The 23,108-nt window shown below is 69.6% G+C and carries 23 protein-coding genes; 19 read left to right on the top strand and 4 right to left on the bottom strand.

Annotation, left to right across the window (positions count from 1 at the left end):
- The first annotated feature begins 93 nt into the window (after positions 1 to 93).
- The 12 genes from lepA to Q9S78_RS12350 all read left to right on the top strand — a co-directional run bounded on the left by lepA (position 94) and on the right by Q9S78_RS12350 (position 11,918).
- On the top strand, positions 94 to 1,944 hold the full coding sequence (gene lepA, locus Q9S78_RS12405; protein ID WP_018186617.1) for a translation elongation factor 4: 1,851 nt from the start codon (positions 94 to 96) through the stop codon (positions 1,942 to 1,944).
- A 9-nt stretch (positions 1,945 to 1,953) separates the two neighbouring features.
- Entirely contained in the window at positions 1,954 to 2,604 is a 651-nt protein-coding gene (locus Q9S78_RS12400) for a DUF1990 domain-containing protein (RefSeq protein ID WP_311870477.1), read from the top strand.
- Entirely contained in the window at positions 2,604 to 3,821 is a 1,218-nt protein-coding gene (gene hemW, locus Q9S78_RS12395; protein WP_311870475.1) for a radical SAM family heme chaperone HemW, read from the top strand. The genes Q9S78_RS12400 and hemW overlap by 1 nt, the downstream gene beginning before the upstream one ends.
- A gap of 70 nt (positions 3,822 to 3,891) precedes the next feature.
- Positions 3,892 to 4,926 (top strand): heat-inducible transcriptional repressor HrcA, encoded by a 1,035-nt coding sequence (gene hrcA / locus Q9S78_RS12390; protein WP_018186620.1) that lies wholly within the window; start codon positions 3,892 to 3,894, stop codon positions 4,924 to 4,926.
- Positions 4,927 to 4,957: 31 nt separating this feature from the next.
- Positions 4,958 to 6,076: a molecular chaperone DnaJ gene (gene dnaJ, locus Q9S78_RS12385; RefSeq protein WP_311870473.1), complete on the top strand. Its 1,119-nt coding sequence runs from the start codon at positions 4,958 to 4,960 to the stop codon at positions 6,074 to 6,076.
- Between the two features lie 2 nt (positions 6,077 to 6,078).
- Positions 6,079 to 6,816, top strand: a complete 738-nt coding sequence (locus Q9S78_RS12380) for a 16S rRNA (uracil(1498)-N(3))-methyltransferase (protein ID WP_018186622.1) — start codon at positions 6,079 to 6,081, stop codon at positions 6,814 to 6,816.
- Positions 6,817 to 6,860: 44 nt separating this feature from the next.
- Positions 6,861 to 7,208 (top strand): histidine triad nucleotide-binding protein, encoded by a 348-nt coding sequence (locus Q9S78_RS12375; RefSeq protein WP_026302843.1) that lies wholly within the window; start codon positions 6,861 to 6,863, stop codon positions 7,206 to 7,208.
- Positions 7,159 to 8,283, top strand: coding sequence for a PhoH family protein (locus tag Q9S78_RS12370; protein ID WP_371130041.1), 1,125 nt, complete (start codon positions 7,159 to 7,161; stop codon positions 8,281 to 8,283). Before Q9S78_RS12375 ends, Q9S78_RS12370 begins: the two co-directional genes overlap by 50 nt.
- On the top strand, positions 8,280 to 8,747 hold the full coding sequence (ybeY, locus tag Q9S78_RS12365) for an rRNA maturation RNase YbeY (protein WP_018186625.1): 468 nt from the start codon (positions 8,280 to 8,282) through the stop codon (positions 8,745 to 8,747). Before Q9S78_RS12370 ends, ybeY begins: the two co-directional genes overlap by 4 nt.
- Entirely contained in the window at positions 8,744 to 10,060 is a 1,317-nt protein-coding gene (locus tag Q9S78_RS12360) for a hemolysin family protein (protein ID WP_311870472.1), read from the top strand. Before ybeY ends, Q9S78_RS12360 begins: the two co-directional genes overlap by 4 nt.
- Positions 10,057 to 10,953 (top strand): GTPase Era, encoded by an 897-nt coding sequence (gene era / locus Q9S78_RS12355; RefSeq protein ID WP_018186627.1) that lies wholly within the window; start codon positions 10,057 to 10,059, stop codon positions 10,951 to 10,953. Before Q9S78_RS12360 ends, era begins: the two co-directional genes overlap by 4 nt.
- Positions 10,954 to 10,988: 35 nt before the next feature.
- Positions 10,989 to 11,918 carry a quinone oxidoreductase family protein gene (locus Q9S78_RS12350; RefSeq protein ID WP_311870470.1) on the top strand — a complete coding sequence of 310 codons (930 nt, stop codon included), beginning with the start codon at positions 10,989 to 10,991 and terminating at the stop codon, positions 11,916 to 11,918.
- A gap of 12 nt (positions 11,919 to 11,930) precedes the next feature.
- On the opposite strand, the gene Q9S78_RS12345 is transcribed toward Q9S78_RS12350, so the two are convergent.
- Entirely contained in the window at positions 11,931 to 12,557 is a 627-nt protein-coding gene (locus Q9S78_RS12345) for a hypothetical protein (protein WP_311870468.1), read from the bottom strand.
- Between the two features lie 185 nt (positions 12,558 to 12,742).
- Here Q9S78_RS12345 and leuA point away from each other — a divergent pair, with 185 nt between their 5' ends.
- The gene (gene leuA / locus Q9S78_RS12340) at positions 12,743 to 14,503 is read left to right on the top strand and encodes a 2-isopropylmalate synthase (RefSeq protein WP_018186630.1); all 1,761 of its coding nucleotides are present in this window, start codon (positions 12,743 to 12,745) and stop codon (positions 14,501 to 14,503) included.
- A 34-nt stretch (positions 14,504 to 14,537) separates the two neighbouring features.
- Here leuA and Q9S78_RS12335 read toward each other — a convergent pair whose 3' ends face one another.
- A complete protein-coding gene (locus Q9S78_RS12335; protein ID WP_018186631.1) occupies positions 14,538 to 15,224 on the bottom strand; it encodes a trimeric intracellular cation channel family protein in 687 nt (228 codons plus the stop codon).
- Between the two features lie 35 nt (positions 15,225 to 15,259).
- On the opposite strand from Q9S78_RS12335, the gene recO reads away from it, so the two are divergent.
- Both recO and Q9S78_RS12325 read left to right on the top strand, forming a co-directional pair.
- The gene (recO, locus tag Q9S78_RS12330) at positions 15,260 to 15,988 is read left to right on the top strand and encodes a DNA repair protein RecO (protein ID WP_018186632.1); all 729 of its coding nucleotides are present in this window, start codon (positions 15,260 to 15,262) and stop codon (positions 15,986 to 15,988) included.
- Positions 15,985 to 16,791: an isoprenyl transferase gene (locus Q9S78_RS12325; protein ID WP_018186633.1), complete on the top strand. Its 807-nt coding sequence runs from the start codon at positions 15,985 to 15,987 to the stop codon at positions 16,789 to 16,791. Before recO ends, Q9S78_RS12325 begins: the two co-directional genes overlap by 4 nt.
- A gap of 3 nt (positions 16,792 to 16,794) precedes the next feature.
- Here Q9S78_RS12325 and Q9S78_RS12320 read toward each other — a convergent pair whose 3' ends face one another.
- Positions 16,795 to 17,358 (bottom strand): P-loop NTPase family protein, encoded by a 564-nt coding sequence (locus Q9S78_RS12320; RefSeq protein WP_116229179.1) that lies wholly within the window; start codon positions 17,356 to 17,358, stop codon positions 16,795 to 16,797.
- A gap of 60 nt (positions 17,359 to 17,418) precedes the next feature.
- On the opposite strand from Q9S78_RS12320, the gene Q9S78_RS12315 reads away from it, so the two are divergent.
- Positions 17,419 to 18,096: a DsbA family oxidoreductase gene (locus Q9S78_RS12315; RefSeq protein WP_311870465.1), complete on the top strand. Its 678-nt coding sequence runs from the start codon at positions 17,419 to 17,421 to the stop codon at positions 18,094 to 18,096.
- 67 nt (positions 18,097 to 18,163) lie between these two features.
- Here the strand turns inward: Q9S78_RS12315 and Q9S78_RS12310 are convergent, their stop codons facing one another.
- Positions 18,164 to 18,658, bottom strand: coding sequence for a glutathione peroxidase (locus Q9S78_RS12310; protein ID WP_018186636.1), 495 nt, complete (start codon positions 18,656 to 18,658; stop codon positions 18,164 to 18,166).
- A 63-nt stretch (positions 18,659 to 18,721) separates the two neighbouring features.
- Here Q9S78_RS12310 and dusB point away from each other — a divergent pair, with 63 nt between their 5' ends.
- The 3 genes from dusB to dnaG are packed head-to-tail and all read left to right on the top strand — an operon-like array spanning position 18,722 to position 23,101.
- On the top strand, positions 18,722 to 19,882 hold the full coding sequence (gene dusB, locus Q9S78_RS12305) for a tRNA dihydrouridine synthase DusB (RefSeq protein ID WP_026302844.1): 1,161 nt from the start codon (positions 18,722 to 18,724) through the stop codon (positions 19,880 to 19,882).
- Positions 19,854 to 21,251 (top strand): deoxyguanosinetriphosphate triphosphohydrolase, encoded by a 1,398-nt coding sequence (locus Q9S78_RS12300; protein ID WP_231370896.1) that lies wholly within the window; start codon positions 19,854 to 19,856, stop codon positions 21,249 to 21,251. Before dusB ends, Q9S78_RS12300 begins: the two co-directional genes overlap by 29 nt.
- Positions 21,251 to 23,101: a DNA primase gene (gene dnaG / locus Q9S78_RS12295; protein WP_020097426.1), complete on the top strand. Its 1,851-nt coding sequence runs from the start codon at positions 21,251 to 21,253 to the stop codon at positions 23,099 to 23,101. Before Q9S78_RS12300 ends, dnaG begins: the two co-directional genes overlap by 1 nt.
- The last annotated feature ends 7 nt before the right edge of the window (positions 23,102 to 23,108 follow it).

Below are 23,108 nucleotides of genomic sequence, written 5' to 3'. Positions count from 1 at the left end.
CGTCGGTGCGCTGGCGTGTCGACGAGACGAGCGGTTATTGTGCCCGGTCGGCCGGGACGCTGCGCAGCCGGTCGCCGGTAGACTCGCCTGGTCATGTCACCCCGCGCACTCACGCCCCTGCAGCCCGCGGCCACGCCGCCCGCGCAGCTTCGCAACTTCTGCATCATCGCCCACATCGACCACGGCAAGTCCACGCTGGCCGATCGCATGCTGCAGATCACCGGCGTGGTCTCGGACCGCGACATGCGCGCCCAGTACCTCGATCGCATGGACATCGAGCGCGAGCGCGGCATCACGATCAAGAGCCAGGCGGTCCGGATGCCGTGGGCCACCGATGCGGGCACGTTCGCGCTCAACATGATCGACACCCCCGGTCACGTCGACTTCACGTACGAGGTCAGCCGGTCGCTCGCGGCGTGCGAGGGAGCGATCCTCCTCGTCGACGCGGCGCAGGGCATCGAAGCGCAGACGCTCGCGAACCTGTACCTGGCGCTCGAGAACGACCTCGAGATCATCCCGGTCCTCAACAAGATCGACCTGCCCGCGGCCGACCCGGAGAAGTACGCGGCTGAGCTCGCGAACCTCATCGGCGGCGACCCCGCGGACGTGCTCAAGGTCAGCGGCAAGACGGGCATCGGCGTCGAGGAGCTGCTCGACCGCATCGTCGAGCGCATCCCGGCACCGAAGGGCGACGCCGACGCGCCGGCCCGCGCCATGATCTTCGACTCGGTCTACGACGCCTACCGCGGCGTCGTCACCTACGTCCGCATGATCGACGGCAAGCTCGAGCCGCGGGAGCGGATCCAGATGATGTCGACGCGCGCTGCCCACGACCTCCTCGAGATCGGTGTGTCGAGCCCGGAGCCGGTCCCCACCAAGGGACTGGGCGTCGGCGAGGTCGGCTACCTGATCACGGGCGTGAAGGATGTCCGCCAGTCCAAGGTCGGCGACACGATCACGAACCACCGCAAGCCCGCGACCGACGCGCTTGCCGGCTACACCGACCCGAAGCCGATGGTGTTCTCGGGGATCTACCCGATCGACGGCAGCGATTACGCCGTGCTCCGCGAGGCACTCGACAAGCTGAAGCTCTCTGACGCCTCGCTGCAGTACGAGCCCGAGACCTCCGTGGCCCTCGGCTTCGGCTTCCGCTGCGGGTTCCTCGGACTGCTGCACCTCGAGATCATCACCGAGCGCCTCTCGCGGGAGTTCGACCTCGATCTCATCACCACGGCGCCCTCAGTGACCTACACGGTCACGACCGACACCAACGAGACGGTCACGGTGACGAACCCGTCCGAGTACCCGGACGGCCGCGTCGCCGAGGTGTCCGAGCCGGTGGTCAAGGTCGGCATCCTGTTGCCGAAGGACTACGTCGGCACGGTCATGGAGCTCTGCCAGTCGCGTCGCGGCACGCTCCTCGGCATGGACTACCTCAGCGAGGACCGCGTCGAGCTCCGCTACAACATGCCGCTCGGCGAGATCGTGTTCGACTTCTTCGACCACCTGAAGTCGAAGACGCAGGGATATGCGAGCCTCGACTACGAGCCGGCGGGCTCGCAGACCGCCGACCTCGTGAAGGTCGACATCCTCCTGCAGGGTGAGAAGGTCGACGCGTTCAGCTCGATCGTGCACCGCGAGAAGGCTTACGCCTACGGCACGCTGATGACCGAGCGTCTGCGCAAGCTCATCCCGCGCCAGCAGTTCGAGGTGCCGATCCAGGCCGCCATCGGTGCCCGGATCATCGCCCGCGAGAACATCAGCGCGATCCGCAAGGACGTCCTCGCCAAGTGCTACGGCGGTGACATCAGTCGTAAGCGCAAGCTGCTCGAGAAGCAGAAAGAGGGCAAGAAGCGCATGAAGATGGTCGGCCGCGTCGAGGTCCCCCAGGAGGCGTTCATCGCCGCCCTCTCGGGCGATGTCGAGGGCAAGGACAAGAAGTAGGCTGACACGATGCGCCGCGGGAGTTTCCAGGCAGGAACCGTCGACTACGCCGCCGTCGGGGCCACGCAGGCACCCGACCTCATGGGCTATCCGCCGAAGGGTACGACCCCGGCGGAGGCGTCGTGGCGTCTCGGCAGCGGCGAGAGCCGCTTCGTCACCTCGACCGAGCAGCTCCTGGGGTGGGGTGCCCAGCGAGGTGCGGGATTGCGCGTCGAAGATGTGCGCCCGGCATCCGGACCCATGTACTCGGGTGTCGGGTTCGACGCCGACGGCAACGCCGTCCAGCCGAGCAGGCTGGACGATGAGCAGCGCTTCGATGCGGACGGCACGCCGTTCGTCGGCGCCGGCGCGACCGCGCACGTCCACGGCCGGGTCGGTGGGATGAGGGCGGATGCCGAGCTCCGCGTCATCTCGCTGATCGACGAGCCGCGGCGGGTCGGGTTCTCGCTCGGCACCGTCGGCGGCTCGGTCGTCAGCGGCGAGGAGTCGTTCCTGCTCGAGTGGCGGGACGACGACGAGGTGTGGTTCACGGTCCGCGCCTTCGACAAGCCGACCGGCGTGCTCTACCGCCTGTGGCGTCCCCTCGTGAAGCGTCGTCGTCGTGCGCTGTTCCAGGGGTACCTGCAGGCGATGTCGCCCATGTACGCCACCGGTTCCTGATGGGCTCTGCTCTTCCCCTCGGCGATCCCGCACCCGCCGACGGCGCGCTGCCGCACGACGTGCCGGTGGATCCCGCCGTCGACTTCGGCGTGTACCTGCACGTGCCGTTCTGCCGGGTCCGCTGCGGGTACTGCGACTTCAATACCTACACCGCGACCGAGCTGCGCGGTGCACGCCAGGACGCGTACGCCGACGAGGTGCTCCACGAGATCGCGCTGTCCCGTGAGGTCCTCGCCGCACAGGGACCCCTGCGTCCGGCCCGCACCGTGTTCTTCGGCGGTGGCACCCCCACGCTCCTTCCGCCGGGCGACCTCGCGCGCATGCTCGACGGCATCCGGGGAACCTTCCGCCTCGCGGACGGCGCCGAGGTCACGGTCGAGGCGAACCCCGACACGCTGACCGATGAGGTCGCGCAGACCCTTGCCGCTGCCGGCGTCACACGGTTCTCGATCGGGATGCAGTCGTCCGTGCCGCACGTCCTCGCGGCACTCGACCGCACGCACGACCCCGCGAACATCGCGACGGCCGTCGCGGCGGCGCGGAAGGCCGGGCTCGCGGTCAGCCTCGATCTCATCTACGGCGCGCCGGGGGAGTCGCTCGAGGACTGGCGCACCTCGCTCGAGACGGCGATCGCGCTCGCACCTGATCACATCTCGGCGTACGCGCTCATCGTGGAGGACGGAACGAAGCTTGAGCGTCAGATCCGCCGCGGCGAGGTACCCGCCCCCGACGACGATCTGCAGGCCGACATGTACGAGCTCGCCGACGAGCTGCTCGCGGCAGCCGGCTACGGCTGGTACGAGGTCTCGAACTGGTCGACGACTCCCGCCCAGCGCTCCCGCCACAACCTGTCGTACTGGCGGGGTCAGGACTGGTGGGGCTACGGCCCCGGTGCCCACAGCCACGTCGGCGGGCTGCGCTGGTGGAACGTCAAGCACCCCGCCGCGTACGCGCAGCGCCTGGCGCTGGGGGAGTCCCCGGCGGCGGGACGGGAGCGACCGGATGCCGAGGCCCGCCGCCTCGAGGTCATCCTGCTGCGCTCGCGCATCGTGGACGGCGTCGCGGTCGACGAGGCGACCGTCGCGGGGCGGCGGAACGTGGCATCCCTCATCGCCGACGGACTCGTCGACGGCGCCTCGGCCGTGCGGGGACGCATCGTGCTGACGCGTCGCGGACGGCTGCTGGCCGACGCCGTCGTCCGCGCACTCACCGAGTGATCCGAGCGGATCGCTTCTCGCGCGGTAGAATTGGCACTCCCAGAACGAGAGTGCCAGCGGAGGAGGGGTGATGGTCTCGGAACGCGGTCTTCAGGTGTTGCGTGCGATCGTCCAGGACTACGTCGACACGCGCGAGCCGGTCGGCAGTAAAGCGATCGTCGACCGTCACCAGTTCGGCGTCTCCGCGGCGACCATCCGCAACGACATGGCGCTCCTCGAAGACGAAGAGCTGATCACCGCGCCCCACACGTCGTCGGGCCGTGTACCCACCGACAAGGGGTACCGCGTCTTCGTCGACCACCTCGCCGACGTCCGCCCCCTCACCTCTGCGCAGCGCTCCGCGATCGGCGCCTTCCTCGAGGACACCGGTGACCTCGACGACCTGCTCGTCCGGACGGTCCGCTCCCTGACGCGTCTGACCGGTCAGGTCGCGATCGTGCAGTATCCGTCCTTCGCGCGGGCGAACGTCTCGCACGTCGAGGTCGTGCACCTCGGCGGGCCGCGGATCGTCATCATCGTCGTGACCGACACCGGCCGAGTGTCGCAGCGCGTCGTGCTCTTGTCGTCCGAGCCGTCAGCCGACGAGGCCGCGCAGCTCAAGCTCGCGATGGCGTCGCTGCTCACGGGCAAGAGTGTCCGAGACGGCGCGGCGGCGATCGCGCGCATCCTCGAGGACGAGACGCCGGTCCCGCGAGAGGAGAACCGCCGCGTCGTGCTGCGCGCGATCGGCGAGGAGCTCGACGAGTTCCGCCAGGACCGCATGGTCATGGCGGGGTCCGCGACCCTCGCCCGCCGGGAATCCGACTTCCGCGGCAGCATCTACCCGCTCCTCGAGGCGATCGAGGAGCAGGTGACGCTGCTGCGGCTCATGGGGGAGATGGTCGCCGACGACCGCGGGCTGGCGACCAGCATCGGGCGCGAGAACGAGCCGTTCGGGCTGTCCGAGGCATCCATCGTCGCGGGCGACTACGACGCCGGCGGGTCCCACGCCCGCGTCGGCGTGCTGGGTCCCACACGCATGGACTACCCCACGAATCTCGCGGCGGTCCGCGCCGTCGCGCACTATCTGACGCGGTTGCTCGAAGAAGACGAGACGTCGCGCTGAACGAATCGGCCCGCGGGCCGGAGAGGTGATTGTGGCTGACCACTACGAGGTCCTGGGTGTCGCGCGCGACGCGAGCCCTGAGGAGATCAAAAAGGCTTACCGGCGTCTGGCGCGCCAGCTGCACCCGGACGTGAACCCGGGGGAGGATGCCTCCGAGCAGTTCAAGCTCGTGACGCACGCCTACGACGTGTTGAGCGACCCCGACCAGCGCCAGCGTTACGACATGGGCGGCGACGGAGGCGGCTTCGGCGGAGCCGGTGCAGGTGCCGGCTTCGGCGGTTTCAGCGACATCTTCGAAAGCTTCTTCGGCGGTGGCGGCGGAACCCGCGCAGGCCGTCCGCGGTCACGCCGCGAGCGGGGCCAGGATGCGCTCGTACGCGTCGACCTCGACCTCGGCGACGTCGTCTTCGGCGTCCACCGCGACATCGAGGTCGACACCGCGGTCCTCTGCGAGACCTGCCAGGGCTCGTGCTGCCAGCCGGGCACCCAGCCGGTCACCTGCGACATCTGCCACGGATCGGGCCAGATCCAGCGGACGGTCCGGAGCCTCCTCGGCAACGTCGTCACCTCGCAGCCCTGCACCACGTGCCAGGGCTACGGCACGACCATCCCGTACCCCTGCTCCACCTGTCAGGGCCAGGGCCGTGTGCGTGCACGTCGCACCGTGTCGATCGACATCCCGGCCGGCGTCGAGACCGGTCTTCGACTCCAGCTCCCCGGGTCCGGCGAGGTCGGTCCCGCCGGCGGCCCGAACGGCGACCTGTACCTCGAGGTCACCGTCGCCCCGCACGACGTCTTCAGCCGCGACGGCGACGACCTGCTCGCCACCCTCGAGGTCTCGATGGTCGATGCCATCCTGGGAACGAGTGTGACCATCGAATCCCTCGACGGATCCGTCGACCTCGACATCCGCTCCGGGGTCCAGGCGGGCGACGAGCTCACCATCCGCGGTCGGGGGATCACGCCTCTCCGAGGCGACCAGCGCGGCGACCTCCGGATCGGCGTGCAGGTCGTCACGCCTTCGCACCTCGACCCGAAGTCGCGGGCGCTCGTGCAGGAGCTCGCGAAGCGGATGCGTCCGGCCCCGCCTCACCTGGCGGAGTTCCACCCGGGTCTGTTCTCCAAGCTCCGCGGCAAGTTCAAGCGCTGATCGTGGCCCTCCACTTCCTGATCGAGGATGCCGGGGCCGCCGGCCCGGGCGATGTCGTCCGGCTGACGGGGGCCGAGGCGCACCACGCCGCGGCCGTCCGTCGCATCCGGGTGGGGGAGGACGTCACGGTGGGTGACGGCCGCGGCGTGTGGCTGACCGGCACGGTCTCGGCCGCCGCGCCCAAAGAGGTCTCGGTCGAGGTCTCCACCCGCGCCGAGGTTCCCGCGGCGTCGCCGCGCACCGTCCTCGTCCAGGCCCTCGCGAAGGGCGATCGCGACGAGCTCGCCGTCCAGGCGGCGACGGAGCTCGGGGTCGACGCGATCATGCCGTGGCAGGCGGCCCGCTCTGTCTCGCGGTGGGAGGGTCCGAAGGTCGCCAAGGGCGTCGCACGCTGGGAGACGATCGCCCGTGAGGCGGCGAAGCAGGCGCATCGGCCGTGGCTGGCGGAACTCCACCAGCCGGTCTCCACGCGGCAACTGGCGGCACTCGCCCAGAACGCACGGATGCTGGTGCTCGAGCCGACGGCATCCGTCGCGCTGTCGCGCATCGAGATCGACGCGGCCGACGCGAGCGACGTGATCCTCGTCGTGGGACCCGAAGGGGGCATCTCGCCCGAGGAACTCGACCTGCTGCAGTCGGCGGGTGCGACGCTCGTGCGGCTCGGCGACACCGTGCTGCGCACCTCGACGGCGGGGCCGGCGGCCCTCGCCGTCGTCAATGCGGCCCTCGGCCGCTGGTGAACCGGACCCGACCGACGCGCGAAGGCGCTGAGTAGACTGGGAGGATGAGCGAGCCATCGGTGTTCACCCGCATCCTCCGGGGTGAGATCCCCTCCGAGATCGTCGCTGAGACCGACAACGCGTTCGCGATCCGCGACATCGCCCCGCAGGCGCCCGTCCATCTCCTCGTGATCCCCAAGACCGAGGACTACCGCGACGTGGTCGAGCTCGCGGCGGGCGACCCCGCCCTCCTGGCCGAGCTGGTCGGCCTCGCGAACAGTGTCGCCGCCGAACACGCCGGCGGCGACTTCAGACTCGTGTTCAACACCGGCCCCGACGCCGGACAGACCGTGTTCCACGTCCATGCACACGTGCTGGGCGGCGGGCTCACGGAAGGGAGCCTCGGTGGCTGACAGCGCCGAACCCACCGTCGCGCACATATACGCGGACGGCGTCGCCATGGTGCAGCTGCTCGGTCCGCAGGACCGTCTGCTGCGAACCGTGGAACGCGAACACCCGGACGTGCAGGTACACGTCCGCGGCAACGAGATCACCCTGACCGGTGACGAGGGCGCCGTCGCGCGCGCCCACGAGCTCGTGGACGAGCTGATCGGCATGGCGAGATCGGGCCAGGGCCTCGACCCGAGCGACGTGACGCAGTCGAACCGCATCCTCCGCGAGAACAGCGGGATGCGTCCGTCCGAGGTGCTCGGCGAAGCGATCCTCTCGTCTCGCGGCAAGGTCATCCGACCCAAGACGCGCGGCCAGAAGGAGTACGTCGACGCGATCGAGGAGAACACGATCGTCTTCGGCATCGGCCCCGCCGGCACCGGAAAGACCTACCTCGCGATGGCGAAGGCCGTCCAGGCGCTGCAGCGCAAGGAGGTCAGCCGCATCATCCTGACCCGTCCCGCCGTCGAGGCGGGGGAGCGGCTCGGGTTCCTCCCCGGCACGCTGACCGACAAGATCGACCCCTACCTCCGCCCGTTGTACGACGCCCTGAACGAGATGATGGACCCCGAGCTCGTTCCCAAGCTCATGGCGTCGGGCACGATCGAGGTCGCCCCTCTCGCGTACATGCGCGGGCGCACGCTCAACGACTCGTTCGTCGTCCTCGACGAGGCCCAGAACACGACGCCCGAGCAGATGAAGATGTTCCTCACGCGCCTCGGGTTCGGCACGCGCATGGTCGTCACCGGCGACATCACCCAGGTCGACCTGCCGCAGGGCGCCTCGGGGCTGCGACTCGTCACCCGCGTCCTCAAGGACATCGATGACATCCACTTCTCGCGTCTGACGAGCGACGACGTCGTGCGCCACACGCTCGTCGGTCGGATCGTCGACGCCTACACCGCGTACGACGAGGAGAAGCTCGTGGCGCGACGCGAGCGCGACGAGGCGAGCGAACTCGCGAACCGCGCCGAGCGCCGGACGGGGCTCCGCCCTGCCGGCCCCCGAGACCGACAGCCCAAGCGAGGACGTTCATGACCATCGAGATCACCAACGAGTCCGGCGTCGAGGTCGATGAGACCGTGCTGCTGCGCCTCACCGAGAACAACTTCGCCGAGCTGCACGTCAGCCCCGACGCCGACCTGGCGATCCTCCTCGTCGACGAGGGGGCGATGGAGGCGCTGCACGTCCAGTGGATGGACGAGCCCGGCCCCACCGATGTCCTGAGCTTCCCGATGGACGAGCTGCGCCCGGGAACCGAGGAGTCCCCGACGCCTCCCGGACTCCTCGGCGACATCGTGCTGTGCCCCCAGGTCGCCGAGACCCAGGCCCAGGCGGCCAAGCACACCACGATGGACGAGCTCATCCTCCTCACGACGCACGGCCTGCTCCACCTGCTGGGGTTCGACCACGCCGAGCCCGAGGAGGAGCGCGAGATGTTCGGACTTCAGAAGGAGCTCATCGGCGCGTTCCACTCGAGCGAGCGCCACCGGCGCGCATGACCGAGATCCTCCTGCTCCTCGGAGCTGTGCTGCTCGTCGCGCTCGGCGGGCTGATGGCCTCCCTCGAAGCGGCGCTCGATGTGACGTCCCGCGCGGACCTCGCCGACCTCGCCGATGAGGCACGATCCGGCGCAGGTCTTCGCCGGATCGCCGCAGACCCGGACGCGCACCGGACGGCCGTCGTCTTCATCCGCATCCTCATCGAGACCGCTGCCGCCGTCATCGTCACAGTGGCGTTCACCCTCGTCTTCGACAACATCTGGTGGGCGATGCTCGCCGCAGTCGTCGTGATGACCATCGCCTCGTTCGTCCTCGTGGGCGCATCGCCGCGGGCCGTGGGGCGTCAGCATTCGAAGGGGTTCTTGAAGGCGTGCGCCGGGCTCATCCGCGGGGCGCGCATCGTCCTCGGCCCGTTGGCGCACCTGCTGGTCCTCCTCGGCGACCGCCTGACCCCCGGCATCCACCGTGGGGCGTCCTTCGCGTCGGAGGAGCAGCTGCTGAGCATGGTCGATGAGGCCGCGTCGCAGGACCTCATCGAGGCCGACGACCGCGACCTCATCCACTCCGTCTTCGACTTCACCGACCGTTTCGTGCGCGCCGTCATGGTGCCCCGCACCGACATGGTGACCATGGATGCCGCGGCCACGACACAGGAGGCGATGACGCTCTTCCTCGACAAGGGCGTCTCCCGCATCCCGATAGCCGACGGCGAGGCCGACGACATCACGGGCGTCGTGTACCTCAAGGACCTCGTCCAGTTCGCCTACCGCGACGAGACGGCGTGGCGGGGCGTCCCGGTCGCGCAGATCGCCCGGCCCGCCGTCTTCGTGCCGGAGTCGATGCGTGCCGAGAGTCTGCTGCAGCAGATGAAGCGCGAAGCCGTGCACGTCTGCCTCGTCGTCGACGAGTACGGCGGAGTGTCGGGACTCGTGACGCTCGAGGACCTCATCGAGGAGCTGGTGGGCGAGATCGCCGACGAGTACGACCTGCGCACGAGCGAGGTCTCGGACCTCGGCGGCGGTCGATTCCGCGTGAGCACCCGCCTGGCCCTCGACGAGGTCGGCGACCTGTTCGGGATCGAACTCGAGGACGACGACGTCGACTCGATCGGCGGACTCTTCGGCAAGGCGCTCGGCAGCGTCCCCGTCCCCGGCGTCCGCGTCGAGCACAGCGGGCTCTTCCTCACCGGCGGCACCTCCCTCGGCCGGGGCCGCGGCCTCGCGACCGTCTTCGTCGAGCGCGCCGACCCACCGGCCGCCGAACCCGTATCCCCTTCCACCGCAGAGATCCGCGTCGCGCGGGGATCGGAGTGACCGTGAGCAGCCGTTCCGGTTTCGTGACGTTCGTCGGACGTCCCAATGTCGGCAAGTCGACCCTGACCAACGCCCTCGTCGGCGAGAAGGTCGCGATCACCAGCGACAAGCCGCAGACCACGCGCAAGGCGATCCGCGGCATCCTGAACCGCCCCGGCGGTCAGCTCGTGATCGTCGACACCCCCGGCATCCACAAGCCGCGGACTCTTCTCGGGCAGCGACTCAACGACCTCGTCGAGCAGGTGCTCGGCGACGTCGACGCGATCGGGTTCCTCGTGCCGGCCACCGAGAAGGTCGGCCCGGGCGACCGGCGTATCGCGGCATCCCTCGACGGCTACGGCCGGGCGAAGAAGGTCGCGATCGTCACGAAGGTCGACATCGCGTCGCGCGAGGAGATCACCGAGCGGCTCATGGAGGTCGACGCGCTCCGCGAGGATTGGGACGCCGTCATCCCGCTGTCCGCGGTGACGGACGACCAGCTCGACGTCCTCGCCGACGAACTCCTGAAGCTCATGCCGAAGGGACCGCCGCTCTATCCGGAGGGGATGGTCACCGACGAGAGTCTCGAGGACCGGATCGCCGAGATCATCCGCGAGGCGGCGCTCGACGGTGTGCGCGACGAACTGCCGCACTCGATCGCCGTGACCGTCGAGGACATCGCTGCCCGCGAGGACAGCGACCTCACCGACGTCTACGCGAACATCGTGGTCGAGCGCGACAGCCAGAAGGCGATCATCATCGGTCGCGGCGGCTCGCGGCTGAAGGACGTCGGTGCGCGCTCACGCGCCGGCATCGAGCCGCTGGTCGGCGGACGCGTGTTCCTGTCGCTCCGGGTACGCGTGGCGAAGGAATGGCAGCGCGACCCGAAGCAGCTCGGGCGCCTCGGATTCTGACCCGCGACGCCGGGTCATCACGGAAGGGCACACGCATGGCACAGGCATGGTTCGCGACCGGTCCGGAAGGACTCTCGGACTGGGAGCTGCGAGAGGTCGACGTCCGGGCGCCCGGTCCTGGAGAGGTGACGATCCGGGTGCGTGCGGTCGGGATGAACCCGGCTGATGTGAAGTACCCCACGCGTCCCGATGCGACGTTCCCTTTCCCGATCGGGTACGAGGTGTCCGGTGAGATCACCGCGCTCGGTGCCGGAACGCAGATCGGCTCGGGCGCGGCGACGGTCGGCGACGAGGCGCTCGCGTTCCGCCTGAGCGGCGGGTATGCCACCGAGCTGACCGTTCCCGCCGAGAAGGTCTTCGCCAAGCCGTCGACCCTCGCCCATCCCGAAGCAGCGAACCTGTTCCTGGCCGGTGCGACCGCCGCCGAGCTGCTCGAGTTGAGCGGTGCGCGGAGCGGCGACACGGTTCTGTTCCACGCCGCCTCCGGCGCGGTCGGAGTGAGCTTCCTGCAGCAGGCAGCCGTCCGGGGCGTCCGCGTCGTCGGGACCGCCGGCGAGCGGAACGCCGACGTCGTCCGGCGCTACGGCGGCATCCCGATCACCTACGGACCGGGCCTCGTCCAGCGGGCGAAGGATGCCGCGGCGGGCGCGTCCTTCGTCGCATCGCTCGACGGCGTGGGCACCGACGAGGCGATCGAGGCCTCGCTCGCGCTCGTCGAGGACAGGACGCGCATCATCACGATCGTCCGTCGCGACCTCGAGTCGGAGGGCATCGTGGCGATCGGCGGGATGCTGCCCGCCAGCGCTGCGTTCCGCGACGCCGTCCGCGGCGAGCTCGTCGACCTCGCGCGGCGCGGACTGCTCGAGGTGCCCGTCGCCCGCACCTTCCCGTTCGCCGACGCGGTCCAGGCGGCGCGCTTCCTCATGGAGGGGCACCCCGGCGGCAAGCTCGCGCTGCTGCCGTAGCGGCAGCGTGGCTCAGTCGACGGATCTGAGCGCGGAGCGGATGATCACCTTGACGGTCCCGAAGTCCTGGTCGGCCGCCTTCTGCCACGTGCCGTCGTCCCAGATCACATCGACGTACACCCAGCCGTCCTGGTCGTGCATCCCCAGCATGGCGCTGCCGATCGCATCGGGGACGATCTTCTCGATCGTTGCGATGTCCTCCGCGGTGGCTGATCCGGTCCTCCCCTCGGTGGGATCGGGCGCCGGCATCGCATCGAACAGGGCGAGCGGCACCGGCGTTCGTGTCAGGGTGAACGTCGTGCCGTCGTACGAGCCCCAGACTGCGTAGGCTCCCCACGTCGACCCGCCCGTCGATGTCGCATCCAGCTTGCCGTCCCAGGACCATCCGGTGACGGGGATGCCGCTGCACTGCGGCGGTGCGGATTCCGCAACCGCCCCGAGACACAGCTCGACCGCCGAGCCGTCGTCGAGGATCGTTCCCTGGCCCCACACCTCGCCGGTGGGGTTCTCCGGTGTGAGCGCGGCGAGCGCCGATCCCGGGGGTGCTGCCGAGCCACCCGCATCGGCCGCGGCGGCGCAGGAGGTGAGCAGGAGGGCGGCGCCGGCGACGAGGACGGCGAGGGAGCGACGGTGCATCATGCCCGGAGAGTGTCAGGTCCGCGGCATCCGTCTCAGAATGTCGAGCGGCGCGAGCGGGGTGTAACGTGTCGGTATGCGCTTCTGCGGCCTCCTTCTTCGTCGCCGCGACGAGTCCTCGATCTAGGACCAACTCGTCGCGGAGGTTGTCGTGGGTCCGCACCAGTGACGAGAGAAGAAGCCCCATCATGCGAAACCACCAGAAGCCCTCGGGCGCCCCGATCCACAAGTACCGCCCGTACCACGAGCAGATCCGTGTAGACCTGCCCGACCGCACGTGGCCGGGCAACCGCATCGAGGTCGCGCCCCGCTGGTGCGCCGTCGACCTGCGCGACGGCAACCAGGCCCTCATCGACCCGATGAGCCCCGAGCGCAAGCGCGTCATGTTCGAACTGCTCGTGAAGATGGGCTACAAGGAGATCGAGGTCGGCTTCCCCTCCGCGAGCCAGACGGACTTCGACTTCGTCCGCCAGCTCATCGAGGACGACGTCATCCCCGAGGACGTCACGATCCAGGTGCTGACGCAGGCCCGCGAGCACCTCATCAAGCGCACGTACGAGTCGATCGCCGGCGCGAAGCAGGCCATCGTGCACCTCTACAACTCCACGAGCGTTCTGCAGCGCGAGGTCGTGTTCCGCACCGACCAGCAGGGCATCATCGACATCGCTCTCGAGGGTGCGCGCCTGTGCCGCCAGTACGAGAAGACGATCCCCGAGACGGCCGTCTACTACGAGTACTCGCCCGAGAGCTACACGGGCACCGAGCTCGAGTTCGCCGTCGACGTCTGCAACCAGGTGATCGAGGTGTTCGAGCCCACCCCCGACCGCAAGGTCATCATCAACCTGCCGGCGACGGTCGAGATGGCGACGCCGAACGTGTACGCCGACTCGATCGAGTGGATGAGCCGTCACCTGGCGCACCGCGAGAACGTCATCCTGTCGCTGCACCCGCACAACGACCGCGGCACCGCGATCGCCGCGGCGGAGCTCGGCTACATGGCCGGCGCGGACCGCATCGAGGGCTGCCTGTTCGGCAACGGCGAGCGCACCGGCAACGTCGACCTGGTCGCCCTGGGGATCAACCTGCTGACGCAGGGGATCGACCCTCAGATCGACTTCAGCGACATCGACCACGTCAAGCGGACCGCGGAGTACTGCAACCAGCTGCCCGTCCCCGAGCGCAGCCCCTGGGCCGGCGATCTGGTCTTCACCGCCTTCAGCGGGTCGCACCAGGACGCCATCAAGAAGGGCTTCGAGGCGATGGAGGCCCGTGCGAAGGCCGCGGGCGTTTCGGTCGACGAGATCGAGTGGGCGGTCCCGTACCTGCCCATCGACCCGAAGGACCTGGGACGGTCCTACGAGGCCGTCATCCGCGTCAACTCGCAGTCCGGCAAGGGCGGCGTCGCCTACCTGCTGAAGACGGACCACTCCCTCGACCTGCCGCGCAAGCTCCAGATCGAGTTCTCCGGCGTCGTCCAGGCGAAGACGGATGCCGAGGGCGGCGAGGTCTCCAGCGGTCAGATCTGGTCGATCTTCTCGGACGAGTACCTGCCCGCCCGCGCGGCCGACGACAAGTGGGGCCGCTTCGAGCTCCTGTCCACGCGCACCCAGAGCGACATGTCCGGTGATGTCACGCTCGACGTCACCCTCCGCGACGGCGACGAGCATGTCGCGGCGGCCGGGGCGGGGAACGGTCCGATCGCGGCGTTCCTGAAGGTCCTCGGCGAGCGCGGTTTCGAGATCTCGCTCTACGACTACGTCGAGCACACGCTCGGTGCCGGCGGCGACGCCCACGCGGCCGCGTACGTCGAGCTGCAGGTGGAGGATCAGCGCCTGTGGGGCGTCGGCATCGACGGCGACATCTCGACCGCGAGCCTGAAGGCGATCGTGTCGGCCGTGAACCGGGCGATCCGCAGCCGCACCCACGAGGGCGAACTGGCGGGCGTCTGACTCTTGCAGGAGGTCGCCGCCGAGGGGCGCCCGGTCACGGCTTGATGATCGGGATCGTCGAGGTCTCGACGGCGACCTTCCTGCGGTAGAGGGCCCGTTGCTCGGGCAGCGAGATGTCGAAGACCACGGCGAGCACGCGGATGACGGCGGTCACGGCGATGCACGTGATCGCGGCGGGCACCGCCGAGACCCCGAGGGTGTCGAGGACGGCGAGGACGGCGCATCCGACCGCGGCGGCGACGGCGTAGAGCGACCCGACGTGCATCATGGCGACGGGGAGTCCCATGAACACGTCGCGGAGGAGTCCTCCGCCGACGGCGGCACAGGCGCCCACGAAGATCGACGGGATCGGAGGGAGGCCGAGGGCGAGCGCCTTCGTCGTCCCCAGGGCGCCGAACATCCCGATCGCGACGGCGTCGAGGCCCACGATGACGGCGTTGAGGCGCTGGAACACGTTGGCGAGCAGCATCCCGATCAGCGCCGCCGCGGTGACGGTGATCAGGTAGCCGTCGCTCTGGAGGGCGACGGGTGTCGTGCTGAGCAGCAGGTCGCGGATCATGCCGCCGCCCAGCCCCATGACGACGCCGATGATGGCGACTCCGAGCAGATCGAGACGACGCTGCCCCTGGAACCCCGAGGCGAACAGGGCTCCCTGCACGCCGCCGAGGCCGACGGCGGTGAGGTCTGCCCAGAGGGGGATGAGGAACTGCGGCTCGGTCACGCCTTCATTGTGCCTGGTCACGGGATAATCGATGGGTGCCCACCTACCGTGACGAGGTCGTGATCCTGCGCACCCACAAGCTGGGTGAGGCCGACCGCATCCTGACGATGCTCAGCCGTCGTCATGGCAAGGTCCGCGCGGTGGCGAAGGGCGTCCGCCGCACGTCGTCGAAGTTCGGCGCGCGGCTCGAGCCGTTCATGGTGGCCGACGTCCAGATGTACAAGGGCCGCTCGCTCGACATCGTGCAGCAGGCGGAGTCCCTGGGCGCGTACGGCGCCGACATCGCGACCGACTACGACCGGTACACGGCGGCGTCGGCGATGTCCGAGACGGCCGACCGGCTGAACGAGGCCGAGACGACGCCGCAGCAGTACCTGCTCCTCGTCGGGGGGCTCCGCGCGCTGGCGCGAGGCGATCACGCACCGAGATCGGTCCTCGATTCCTACCTCCTCCGCGTCATGTCCCTCTCCGGCTGGGCGCCGTCGCTGCAGGAATGCGCGCGGTGCGGTGCGCCCGGACCGCACGACTGGTTCGTCGCGCAGCTGGGCGGCATCGTCTGCTCCGCGTGCGCGCCGGCGGGGTCGCCTCGGGTGAGCGCCGAGACCTCCGACCTCCTGCGTGCGCTCCTGGCGGGGGAGTGGGATGTGGTGGATGCCGCATCGGGCGGCGCCACCGCGGCATCCTCCGGTCTCATCGCGGCGTATGCGCAGTGGCACACTGAACGAGGCATCCGTTCCCTGTCCCACCTGGAGGCGCCTCGGTGAGTCCCAAGCCGTACACGCATCGCGACGCGGTGCCCTACCGCCCGCTCGACTGGACCGGCGTGTACCCGCCGGAGTTCCCGAAGGGCTCGGTCCCGGCTCACGTCGCGATCGTCATGGACGGCAACGGCCGCTGGGCCAACCGCCGCGGTCTCACGCGGATCGAGGGGCACCGCGCGGGGGAGGAGGTCCTCCTCGACGTCGTGGCCGGTGCGGTCCAGGCCGGGGTGAAGCACCTGAGTGTGTACGCCTTCTCGACCGAGAACTGGGCGCGCTCACCCGAGGAGGTGCGCTTCCTCATGGGGTACAACCGCGATGTGCTGCACCGTCGTCGCGACCAGCTCAACGAGTGGAACGTCCGCATCCGCTGGGCGGGCCGAAAGCCCCGGCTGTGGGGGTCGGTCATCAAGGAGCTCCAGTACGCCGAACAGCTCACGTCCGGCAACACGGGACTGACCCTCACGATGTGCGTGAACTACGGCGGACGTCACGAGATCGTCGATGCGATGCGCGCCATGGGGGAGGAGATCGCCCGGGGGAAGCTAAAGCCGTCGGCGATCACCGAGAAGACGCTCCGCCGGCACCTGTACGTCCCCGACATGCCTGACGTCGACCTGTTCGTACGCTCCAGTGGGGAGCAGCGGACCTCGAACTTCCTGCTGTGGGAGGCGGCCTACGCCGAGATGGTGTTCCTCGACACGCTGTGGCCGGATTTCTCCCGCACGGACCTGTGGGGAGCGATCGAGCTGTATCTCTCCCGCGACCGCCGGTTCGGCGGGGCGAAGGACGCGCCGACCGCGTCCTGACGCTCAGCGGACGTCGGCAGCGGGCCCCGCGAGCCAACGATCCACGTCGCGGGGGTGCGTGAGACGCACGACGGGCAGGTCGTACTCGGCGGCGACCACCGGCATCCGCGTCTGCCATGTGCGGTGGGTGCGCATCTCCCACCGGAGGATGTGACCGGGGTCGCGGAAGACCGTCCACAGCGGCGGCTCGACGTTGCCGTTCCAGAGTCGCTCGCGACGGATGCGGCGGCGCAGGGTGCGGCGGAGCAGCCGCGTGCGGGCGACCCGACGCGGCAGGTCGAGCCATACGGCGAGGTCGGCGCGCTCACCGAGGATCTGGCCGCCGCCGGAACCGAAGTAGTTCCATTCGGACACCCAGCGATCGCCGTCGGCGACGCGGCGGACGTCACTCAGGAACTCGGGTCGCGTCGTCCACCTCGGTCCGTGGAAGAGCGAGTCCAGCTCGGTGTACTCGAGGCCCCACAGCTCGGCCAGCTGCCGTGCCAGAGTCGACTTCCCGACGCCGGTGGTGCCGGCGATCACGACGCGCTGCGGGCGGAACGGGAGCGGGGTGTCGGCCGACAGCATCCCGCCAGCCTAGGAGCGGCGGAGGGAATACCGCGAGGGCCAGGTGGCGTTGCACGGGATGTGACGGAACCCATCAGGATCGACGTGTGGAGCGATATCGCCTGCCCGTGGTGCTACATCGGTAAGCGGAACCTCGAGACCGGGCTGGCGGAGACGGCGACGGACGCCGACGCCCCCCGCGTAGAGGTGACCTTCCACTCGTACGAGCTGTCCCCGGACACCCCCGTCGATTTCGACGGAACCGAGATCGACTTCCTCTCGGAGTACAAGGGGATGCCGGCCGATCAGGTGCAGCAGATGCTCGACCGCGTGACCGGTGTCGCCGCCGACGCCGGACTCGGCTATCGGTTCGACATCCTCAAGCACACCAACACCGTGAAGGCCCACGAGCTGCTGCACTTCGCGAAGGAGCAGGGCCTCCAGAAGGAGGCGACCGAGCGTCTCATGTCGGCCTACTTCACCGAGGGCCGTCACGTCGGCAACATCGACGACCTCGTCGCGCTCGCCGGTGACGTGGGCCTCGACACCGACCAGACGCGCGACGCGCTGGAGTCGGGGCGGTATCTCGAGGCGGTGCGCGCCGACCAGGCTCAGGCCCAGGCCTACGGCATCCAGGGCGTTCCGTTCTTCGTCATCGACGGCAAGTACGGCGTGAGCGGCGCCCAGCCCGCCGCAGCGTTCGCACAGATCGCCCGCCAGGTGTGGGCCGAGCGCGCCGAGGAGCCTGCCGCGAGCTGAGCTCTTCTCCCACGATGAAGGCCGCACCCCGGATCGGGGCTGCGGCCTTCATGGTTCGTGCGAGGTCTCAGGCGAGGGCCTTCTCGATCGCCGAGATCACCTCGGGCTCGTTGGGCTTGGTCTGCGGGCGGAAGCGGTGCAGCTCACCGTCGCGTGTCACGAGGAACTTCTCGAAGTTCCACATGACTGGTCCCTTGGCGCGCTCGGCGTTCGGGGACTTCTTCAGCGCCTTGTAGAGCGGGGCGGCGTGCGATCCGTTGACGCGCACCTTGTCCATGATGGGGAACGTGATGCCCCAGTTGACGGCGCAGTAGTCGAGGATCTCGTCCATCGACCCGGGCTCCTGGCCCATGAACTGGTTGCAGGGGAAGCCGATGACCTGCAGGCCCTGGTCGCCGTACTGCTTCTGCAGCTCCTCGAGCTGCTCGTACTGGGGAGCCAGTCCGCACTTGGATGCGACGTTCACGATGAGGAACGCCTTGTCGCCGAAGTCGCCGAGTGTCGCCTCCTTCCCGTCTGCGGTGGTGAACGGGATCTCTCGCAGCGAGGAGGTTTCGGTCATGTCTCCACGATAGGACTCGCGCAGATGCCCGATGCGCTCGCCGTCTGGGAGAATGTGAAGGATATGTCCACGACCCTCGCTCCGCCCGCGCCACTGCGCATCGGGCCCATCACCCTCGACGCGCCCGTCGTGCTGGCGCCCATGGCGGGCATCACCAACACCGCCTTCCGACGTCTGTGCCGCGAGTACGGTGCCGGCCTCTACGTGAGCGAGATGATCACCACTCGCGCGCTCGTCGAGCGGAACGCCACGACCATGCGCCTGATCCGCCACCACGAGTCCGAGACCCCGCGGTCGATTCAGCTCTACGGCGTCGACCCGGCCACCGTCGAAGCGGCCGTCCGGATCATCGTCGAAGAGGATCACGCCGATCACGTCGACCTGAACTTCGGGTGCCCGGTCCCGAAGGTCACCCGCAAGGGCGGGGGCGCGGCCCTGCCCTGGAAGACGGAGCTGTTCCGCGAGATCGTCGAGCGCGCCGCCAAGGCCGCGGGTTCGGTCCCGCTGACGGTGAAGATGCGCAAGGGCATCGACTCCGACCACCTCACCTACCTCGAGGCCGGCCGGATCGCCGAGGGCGCCGGTGTCGCCGCCGTCGCGTTGCACGCACGGACGGCGTCCGAGTTCTACTCGGGGCACGCCGACTGGTCCGCGATCACGAAGCTGAAGGAGACGGTGACGAGTGTCCCCGTCCTCGGGAACGGCGACATCTGGTCGGCGGAGGACGCCCGCCGCATGATGGCCGAGACCGGCTGCGACGGCGTCGTCGTCGGACGTGGATGCCTCGGCCGCCCCTGGCTCTTCGGTGACCTGGCCCGCGAACTCGGCACCGGCCACGCCGCCGATCCGGTCGACGCGACCCTCGGGTTCGTCGCGGCCGCGTTCCGACGCCACGCGGAACTCCTGGTGGAGTTCTTCGAGAGCGAGGACCGCGGCTGCCGCGACATCCGCAAGCACGTCGCCTGGTACTTCAAGGGGTACCCGGTGGGCGGTGACCTCCGCGCCAAGCTCGCGACGGTCTCGAGCCTCGAGGAGATCGACGAACTGCTCGCGACCCTCGACCTCGAGGCGCCGTACCCCGGCGCGGCCGCCGAGGGGCAGCGCGGGCGTGCGGGAACGCCCAAGCGGCCCGCTCTGCCCGACGGCTGGCTGGACTCGCGCGAGATCGGCCACGCGGCATCCACCGCCCTCGCCGATGCGGAGCTCGACACCAGTGGCGGCTGAGGCGGTGACCGGCGCGAGCGTGGGCATCGCCGCCGGACGTCCCACGGGCTACGACGACCACGACGCCGAGCGGTTCCATCCCGAGAAGCACCGTTCCCTCCGCGACGGGTTCGCGCGCGACCGGGCGCGGGTGCTGCACTCCGCGGGGTTCCGTCGCCTGGCAGCCAAGACCCAGGTGCTGAGCCCCGCGAGTCCCGACGACTTCGCCCGCAACAGGCTGACGCACTCCCTGGAGGTGGCGCAGGTCGGTCGAGAGCTCGCGATCGCGCTCGAGCTCTCGCCCGACGTGGTCGACACGGCCTGCTTGAGCCACGACCTCGGGCATCCGCCCTTCGGGCACAACGGCGAGCGTGCGCTCAACGAGTGGGCCGAGGACATCGGCGGTTTCGAGGGCAACGCGCAGTCGCTGCGCATCCTCGCCCGGCTCGAGCCGAAGGTCGTCGACGACGACGGTGAGAGCTTCGGGCTCAACCTGACCCGGGCGAGCCTCGACGCGACGTGCAAATACCCGTGGACGGCGGATCACGCGATCCCCGACCCGGGTGGGCGGCAGAAGTTCGGCGTGTACGCCGAGGACGAGGCGATCTTCCACTGGATGCGGCAGGGTGCGCCCGGCCGGGTGCGGTGCATCGAGGCCGAGGTCATGGACCTCTCCGACGACATCGCCTACTCGGTCCACGATTTCGAGGACGCGGTGCTCAACGGTTACCTCGACCCCCGGCGCCTCGCGGACAGTCGCGAGCGCGAATCGCTCCTCACGGCGATCCAATCGTGGGTGGGCCTCGGCTTCAGCCGGGACGAGCTGGCGGACGCGATGTACCGGCTGGTGCGGCTGCCCGAGTGGATGACGGAGTTCGACGGGACGCGCGCCTCGGTGGCGCGGCTGAAGAACCTGACGTCGGACTTCATCGGACGCTTCGCGCGCGCGGCGACCGCGGCGACGCGCGAGCACTACGACACCCCGGCGTTGACGCGATACCGGGGACGCATGATCGTGCCGCGCGTCATCGAGGCCGAGATGGCGGTCCTCAAGGGGACGATCGGCGCCTTCGTCGTGTCGATCGACGGCCGGAAGGGTCTCTACAAGGAGCAGCGTCGCGTGCTGAAGCGGCTCGCGTCGGCGCTACTCGAGCGCCCCGAGCACCTCGATCGCGTGCACGCGGTCGATTTCGCCGCAGCGCAGACGGATGCCGAGCGCAAGCGCGTCGTGGTCGACCAGGTCGCGACCTTGACGGACCGCTTCGCGATCGAATGGCATTCCGCCCTCGTGGGGCCCGTCGACCTCCGGGAACTCGGACTGTGGCCGGCGGGATCGCGGGCGGTCGCGAACCCCGGCTTCGCGCTCCCCGAACCGATCGAGGGTCTCTGATGGCCCGCATCCGTCAAGCCGACGTCGACGAGGTGAAGGCCCGCACCAACATCGTCGACATCGTCGGCGAGCGGGTCGCCCTGAAGTCCGCCGGCGTCGGGTCGATGAAGGGGCTCTGTCCGTTCCACGACGAGCGGAGCCCGAGCTTCAACGTCCGTCCGCAGGCGGGGTACTACCACTGCTTCGGATGCGGCGAGTCGGGCGATGTGTACTCGTTCCTGCGGGCGATGGACCACCTGTCGTTCACCGAGGCGGTCGAACGCCTCGCGGGGCGGATCGGCTACCAGCTGCACTACGAGGACGGCGGCGCCGCCCCCGAGACGAGCGGTCGCACGCGGCTCTACCAAGCGAACACCGCCGCCGCGGAGTACTTCCGTGGACAGTTGGCGACGGCCGAAGCGGATGCCGGGCGTCGATTCCTCGGCGAGCGCGGCTTCGACGCCGGTGCTGCGGCGCACTTCGGGGTCGGGTACGCGCCGAAGGGCTGGAACAACATGCGCGACGCACTGCGCGCACAGGGGTTCACGGATGAAGAGCTCGCCACGGCGGGCCTCGTCTCGCAGGGGCAGCGCGGTGTCTACGACCGCTTCCGCGGACGCGTGGTCTGGCCCATCCGTGACCTCACCGGCCAGACGATCGGCTTCGGCGCGCGCAAGCTCTACGACGACGACCAGGGACCGAAGTACCTGAACACCCCCGAGACGCCGATCTACAAGAAGGCGCAGGTCCTGTACGGCCTCGATCTCGCGAAGAAGGACGTGTCGCGGTCTCACCGCGTCGTCGTCGTCGAGGGATACACGGACGTCATGGCATGCCATCTCGCTGGCATCACGACCGCGATCGCCACCTGCGGAACGGCGTTCGGATCCGACCACATCACCGTCCTCCGTCGCGTGATGGGCGACGACAGCGCGGCGGGCGAGGTGATCTTCACCTTCGACCCCGATGCGGCAGGTCAGAAGGCCGCCCTGCGCGCGTTCGCCGATGAGAAGAGGTTCTCCGCCCAGACGTACGTGGCCGTCGCGCCCGATGGTCTCGATCCCTGCGACCTGCGGCTGAATCGCGGCGATGGCGCCGTGCGTGCGCTCATGGACGCCAAGGCCCCCATGTTCGAATTCGTCATCGATCAGAAGTTGGCGGGCTTCGACCTGCGGAGTGTCGAGGGTCGTGTGGGTGCTCTGCGTGCGGCGGCACCGATCGTTGCCGAGATCCGCGACTCGTCGCTGAGGCCGGGGTACACCCGGGTCCTCGCCCGCAAGCTGGGGATGGATCTGGGCGAGGTGACGCCGGCGGTCGAGCGGGCCGCGCGGGGCAATCACGCACCGCGCGAGCGCGGCCCAGCGGCTGCCCAGTCACCGGAGGAGGGTTCCGCGCCGGTGCGGGTGACGATGGCGACGTTGCCGCGGACCGCGAGCGTGACTCTCGAGCGAGACGCGCTCATGGGGGTGCTGCAGTACGGGCACGTCCTGGATGCCGCCGAGGTGGATGCCGCGCTTCAGATCCCGATGGAGCACCCCGCTCTCGAAGCGGTGCGCCAGGCGGTCACCGCTCAGCCGGATCGGTCGCGCGTCGGCTGGTCGACGGCGGCGGTCGACGCGACACGGGAGCCGTACCGCGGGCTCGCTGCTGAGCTCCTGACGTCGTCGTTTCCCGCGCTCACGGAGATCGAGGCGAAGGCGTCCGCACGAGCCATGTGCCAGCGGTTGCGGCTGCGCGCGATGGATCGCGAGAAGGCCGAACTCCTCGGGGCGGTTCAGCGGGTGTCGGCCGAGTCCGAGGAAGGTCGCGCGGTCCGCGTCGCGCTGCGGGACCTCGATCAGCGACGACGGACCCTGGCCGACTCGATCTGATCGGCGC

It is taken from the genome of Microbacterium aquilitoris, from assembly GCF_031932285.1.
GTDB lineage: Bacteria > Actinomycetota > Actinomycetes > Actinomycetales > Microbacteriaceae > Microbacterium > Microbacterium aquilitoris.
This window is presented reverse-complemented; position numbering and strand designations above follow the sequence as displayed.

Excerpts from the sequence above, each read along its gene's own strand:
- hrcA (WP_018186620.1), top strand. The coding sequence starts at position 3,892 with ATGGTCTCGGAACGCGGTCTTCAGGTGTTGCGTGCGATCGTCCAGGAC.
- Q9S78_RS12310 (WP_018186636.1), bottom strand. The coding sequence starts at position 18,658 with ATGACCGAAACCTCCTCGCTGCGAGAGATCCCGTTCACCACCGCAGAC.
- Q9S78_RS12300 (WP_231370896.1), top strand. The coding sequence starts at position 19,854 with ATGCGGAGCTCGACACCAGTGGCGGCTGAGGCGGTGACCGGCGCGAGC.
- dnaG (WP_020097426.1), top strand. The coding sequence starts at position 21,251 with ATGGCCCGCATCCGTCAAGCCGACGTCGACGAGGTGAAGGCCCGCACC.
- leuA (WP_018186630.1), top strand. The coding sequence starts at position 12,743 with ATGCGAAACCACCAGAAGCCCTCGGGCGCCCCGATCCACAAGTACCGC.
- Q9S78_RS12360 (WP_311870472.1), top strand. The coding sequence starts at position 8,744 with ATGACCGAGATCCTCCTGCTCCTCGGAGCTGTGCTGCTCGTCGCGCTC.
- Q9S78_RS12375 (WP_026302843.1), top strand. The coding sequence starts at position 6,861 with ATGAGCGAGCCATCGGTGTTCACCCGCATCCTCCGGGGTGAGATCCCC.
- Q9S78_RS12400 (WP_311870477.1), top strand. The coding sequence starts at position 1,954 with ATGCGCCGCGGGAGTTTCCAGGCAGGAACCGTCGACTACGCCGCCGTC.
- Q9S78_RS12350 (WP_311870470.1), top strand. The coding sequence starts at position 10,989 with ATGGCACAGGCATGGTTCGCGACCGGTCCGGAAGGACTCTCGGACTGG.
- Q9S78_RS12370 (WP_371130041.1), top strand. The coding sequence starts at position 7,159 with ATGCACACGTGCTGGGCGGCGGGCTCACGGAAGGGAGCCTCGGTGGCT.
- Q9S78_RS12345 (WP_311870468.1), bottom strand. The coding sequence starts at position 12,557 with ATGATGCACCGTCGCTCCCTCGCCGTCCTCGTCGCCGGCGCCGCCCTC.
- dusB (WP_026302844.1), top strand. The coding sequence starts at position 18,722 with ATGTCCACGACCCTCGCTCCGCCCGCGCCACTGCGCATCGGGCCCATC.
- Q9S78_RS12320 (WP_116229179.1), bottom strand. The coding sequence starts at position 17,358 with ATGCTGTCGGCCGACACCCCGCTCCCGTTCCGCCCGCAGCGCGTCGTG.
- hemW (WP_311870475.1), top strand. The coding sequence starts at position 2,604 with ATGGGCTCTGCTCTTCCCCTCGGCGATCCCGCACCCGCCGACGGCGCG.
- ybeY (WP_018186625.1), top strand. The coding sequence starts at position 8,280 with ATGACCATCGAGATCACCAACGAGTCCGGCGTCGAGGTCGATGAGACC.
- lepA (WP_018186617.1), top strand. The coding sequence starts at position 94 with ATGTCACCCCGCGCACTCACGCCCCTGCAGCCCGCGGCCACGCCGCCC.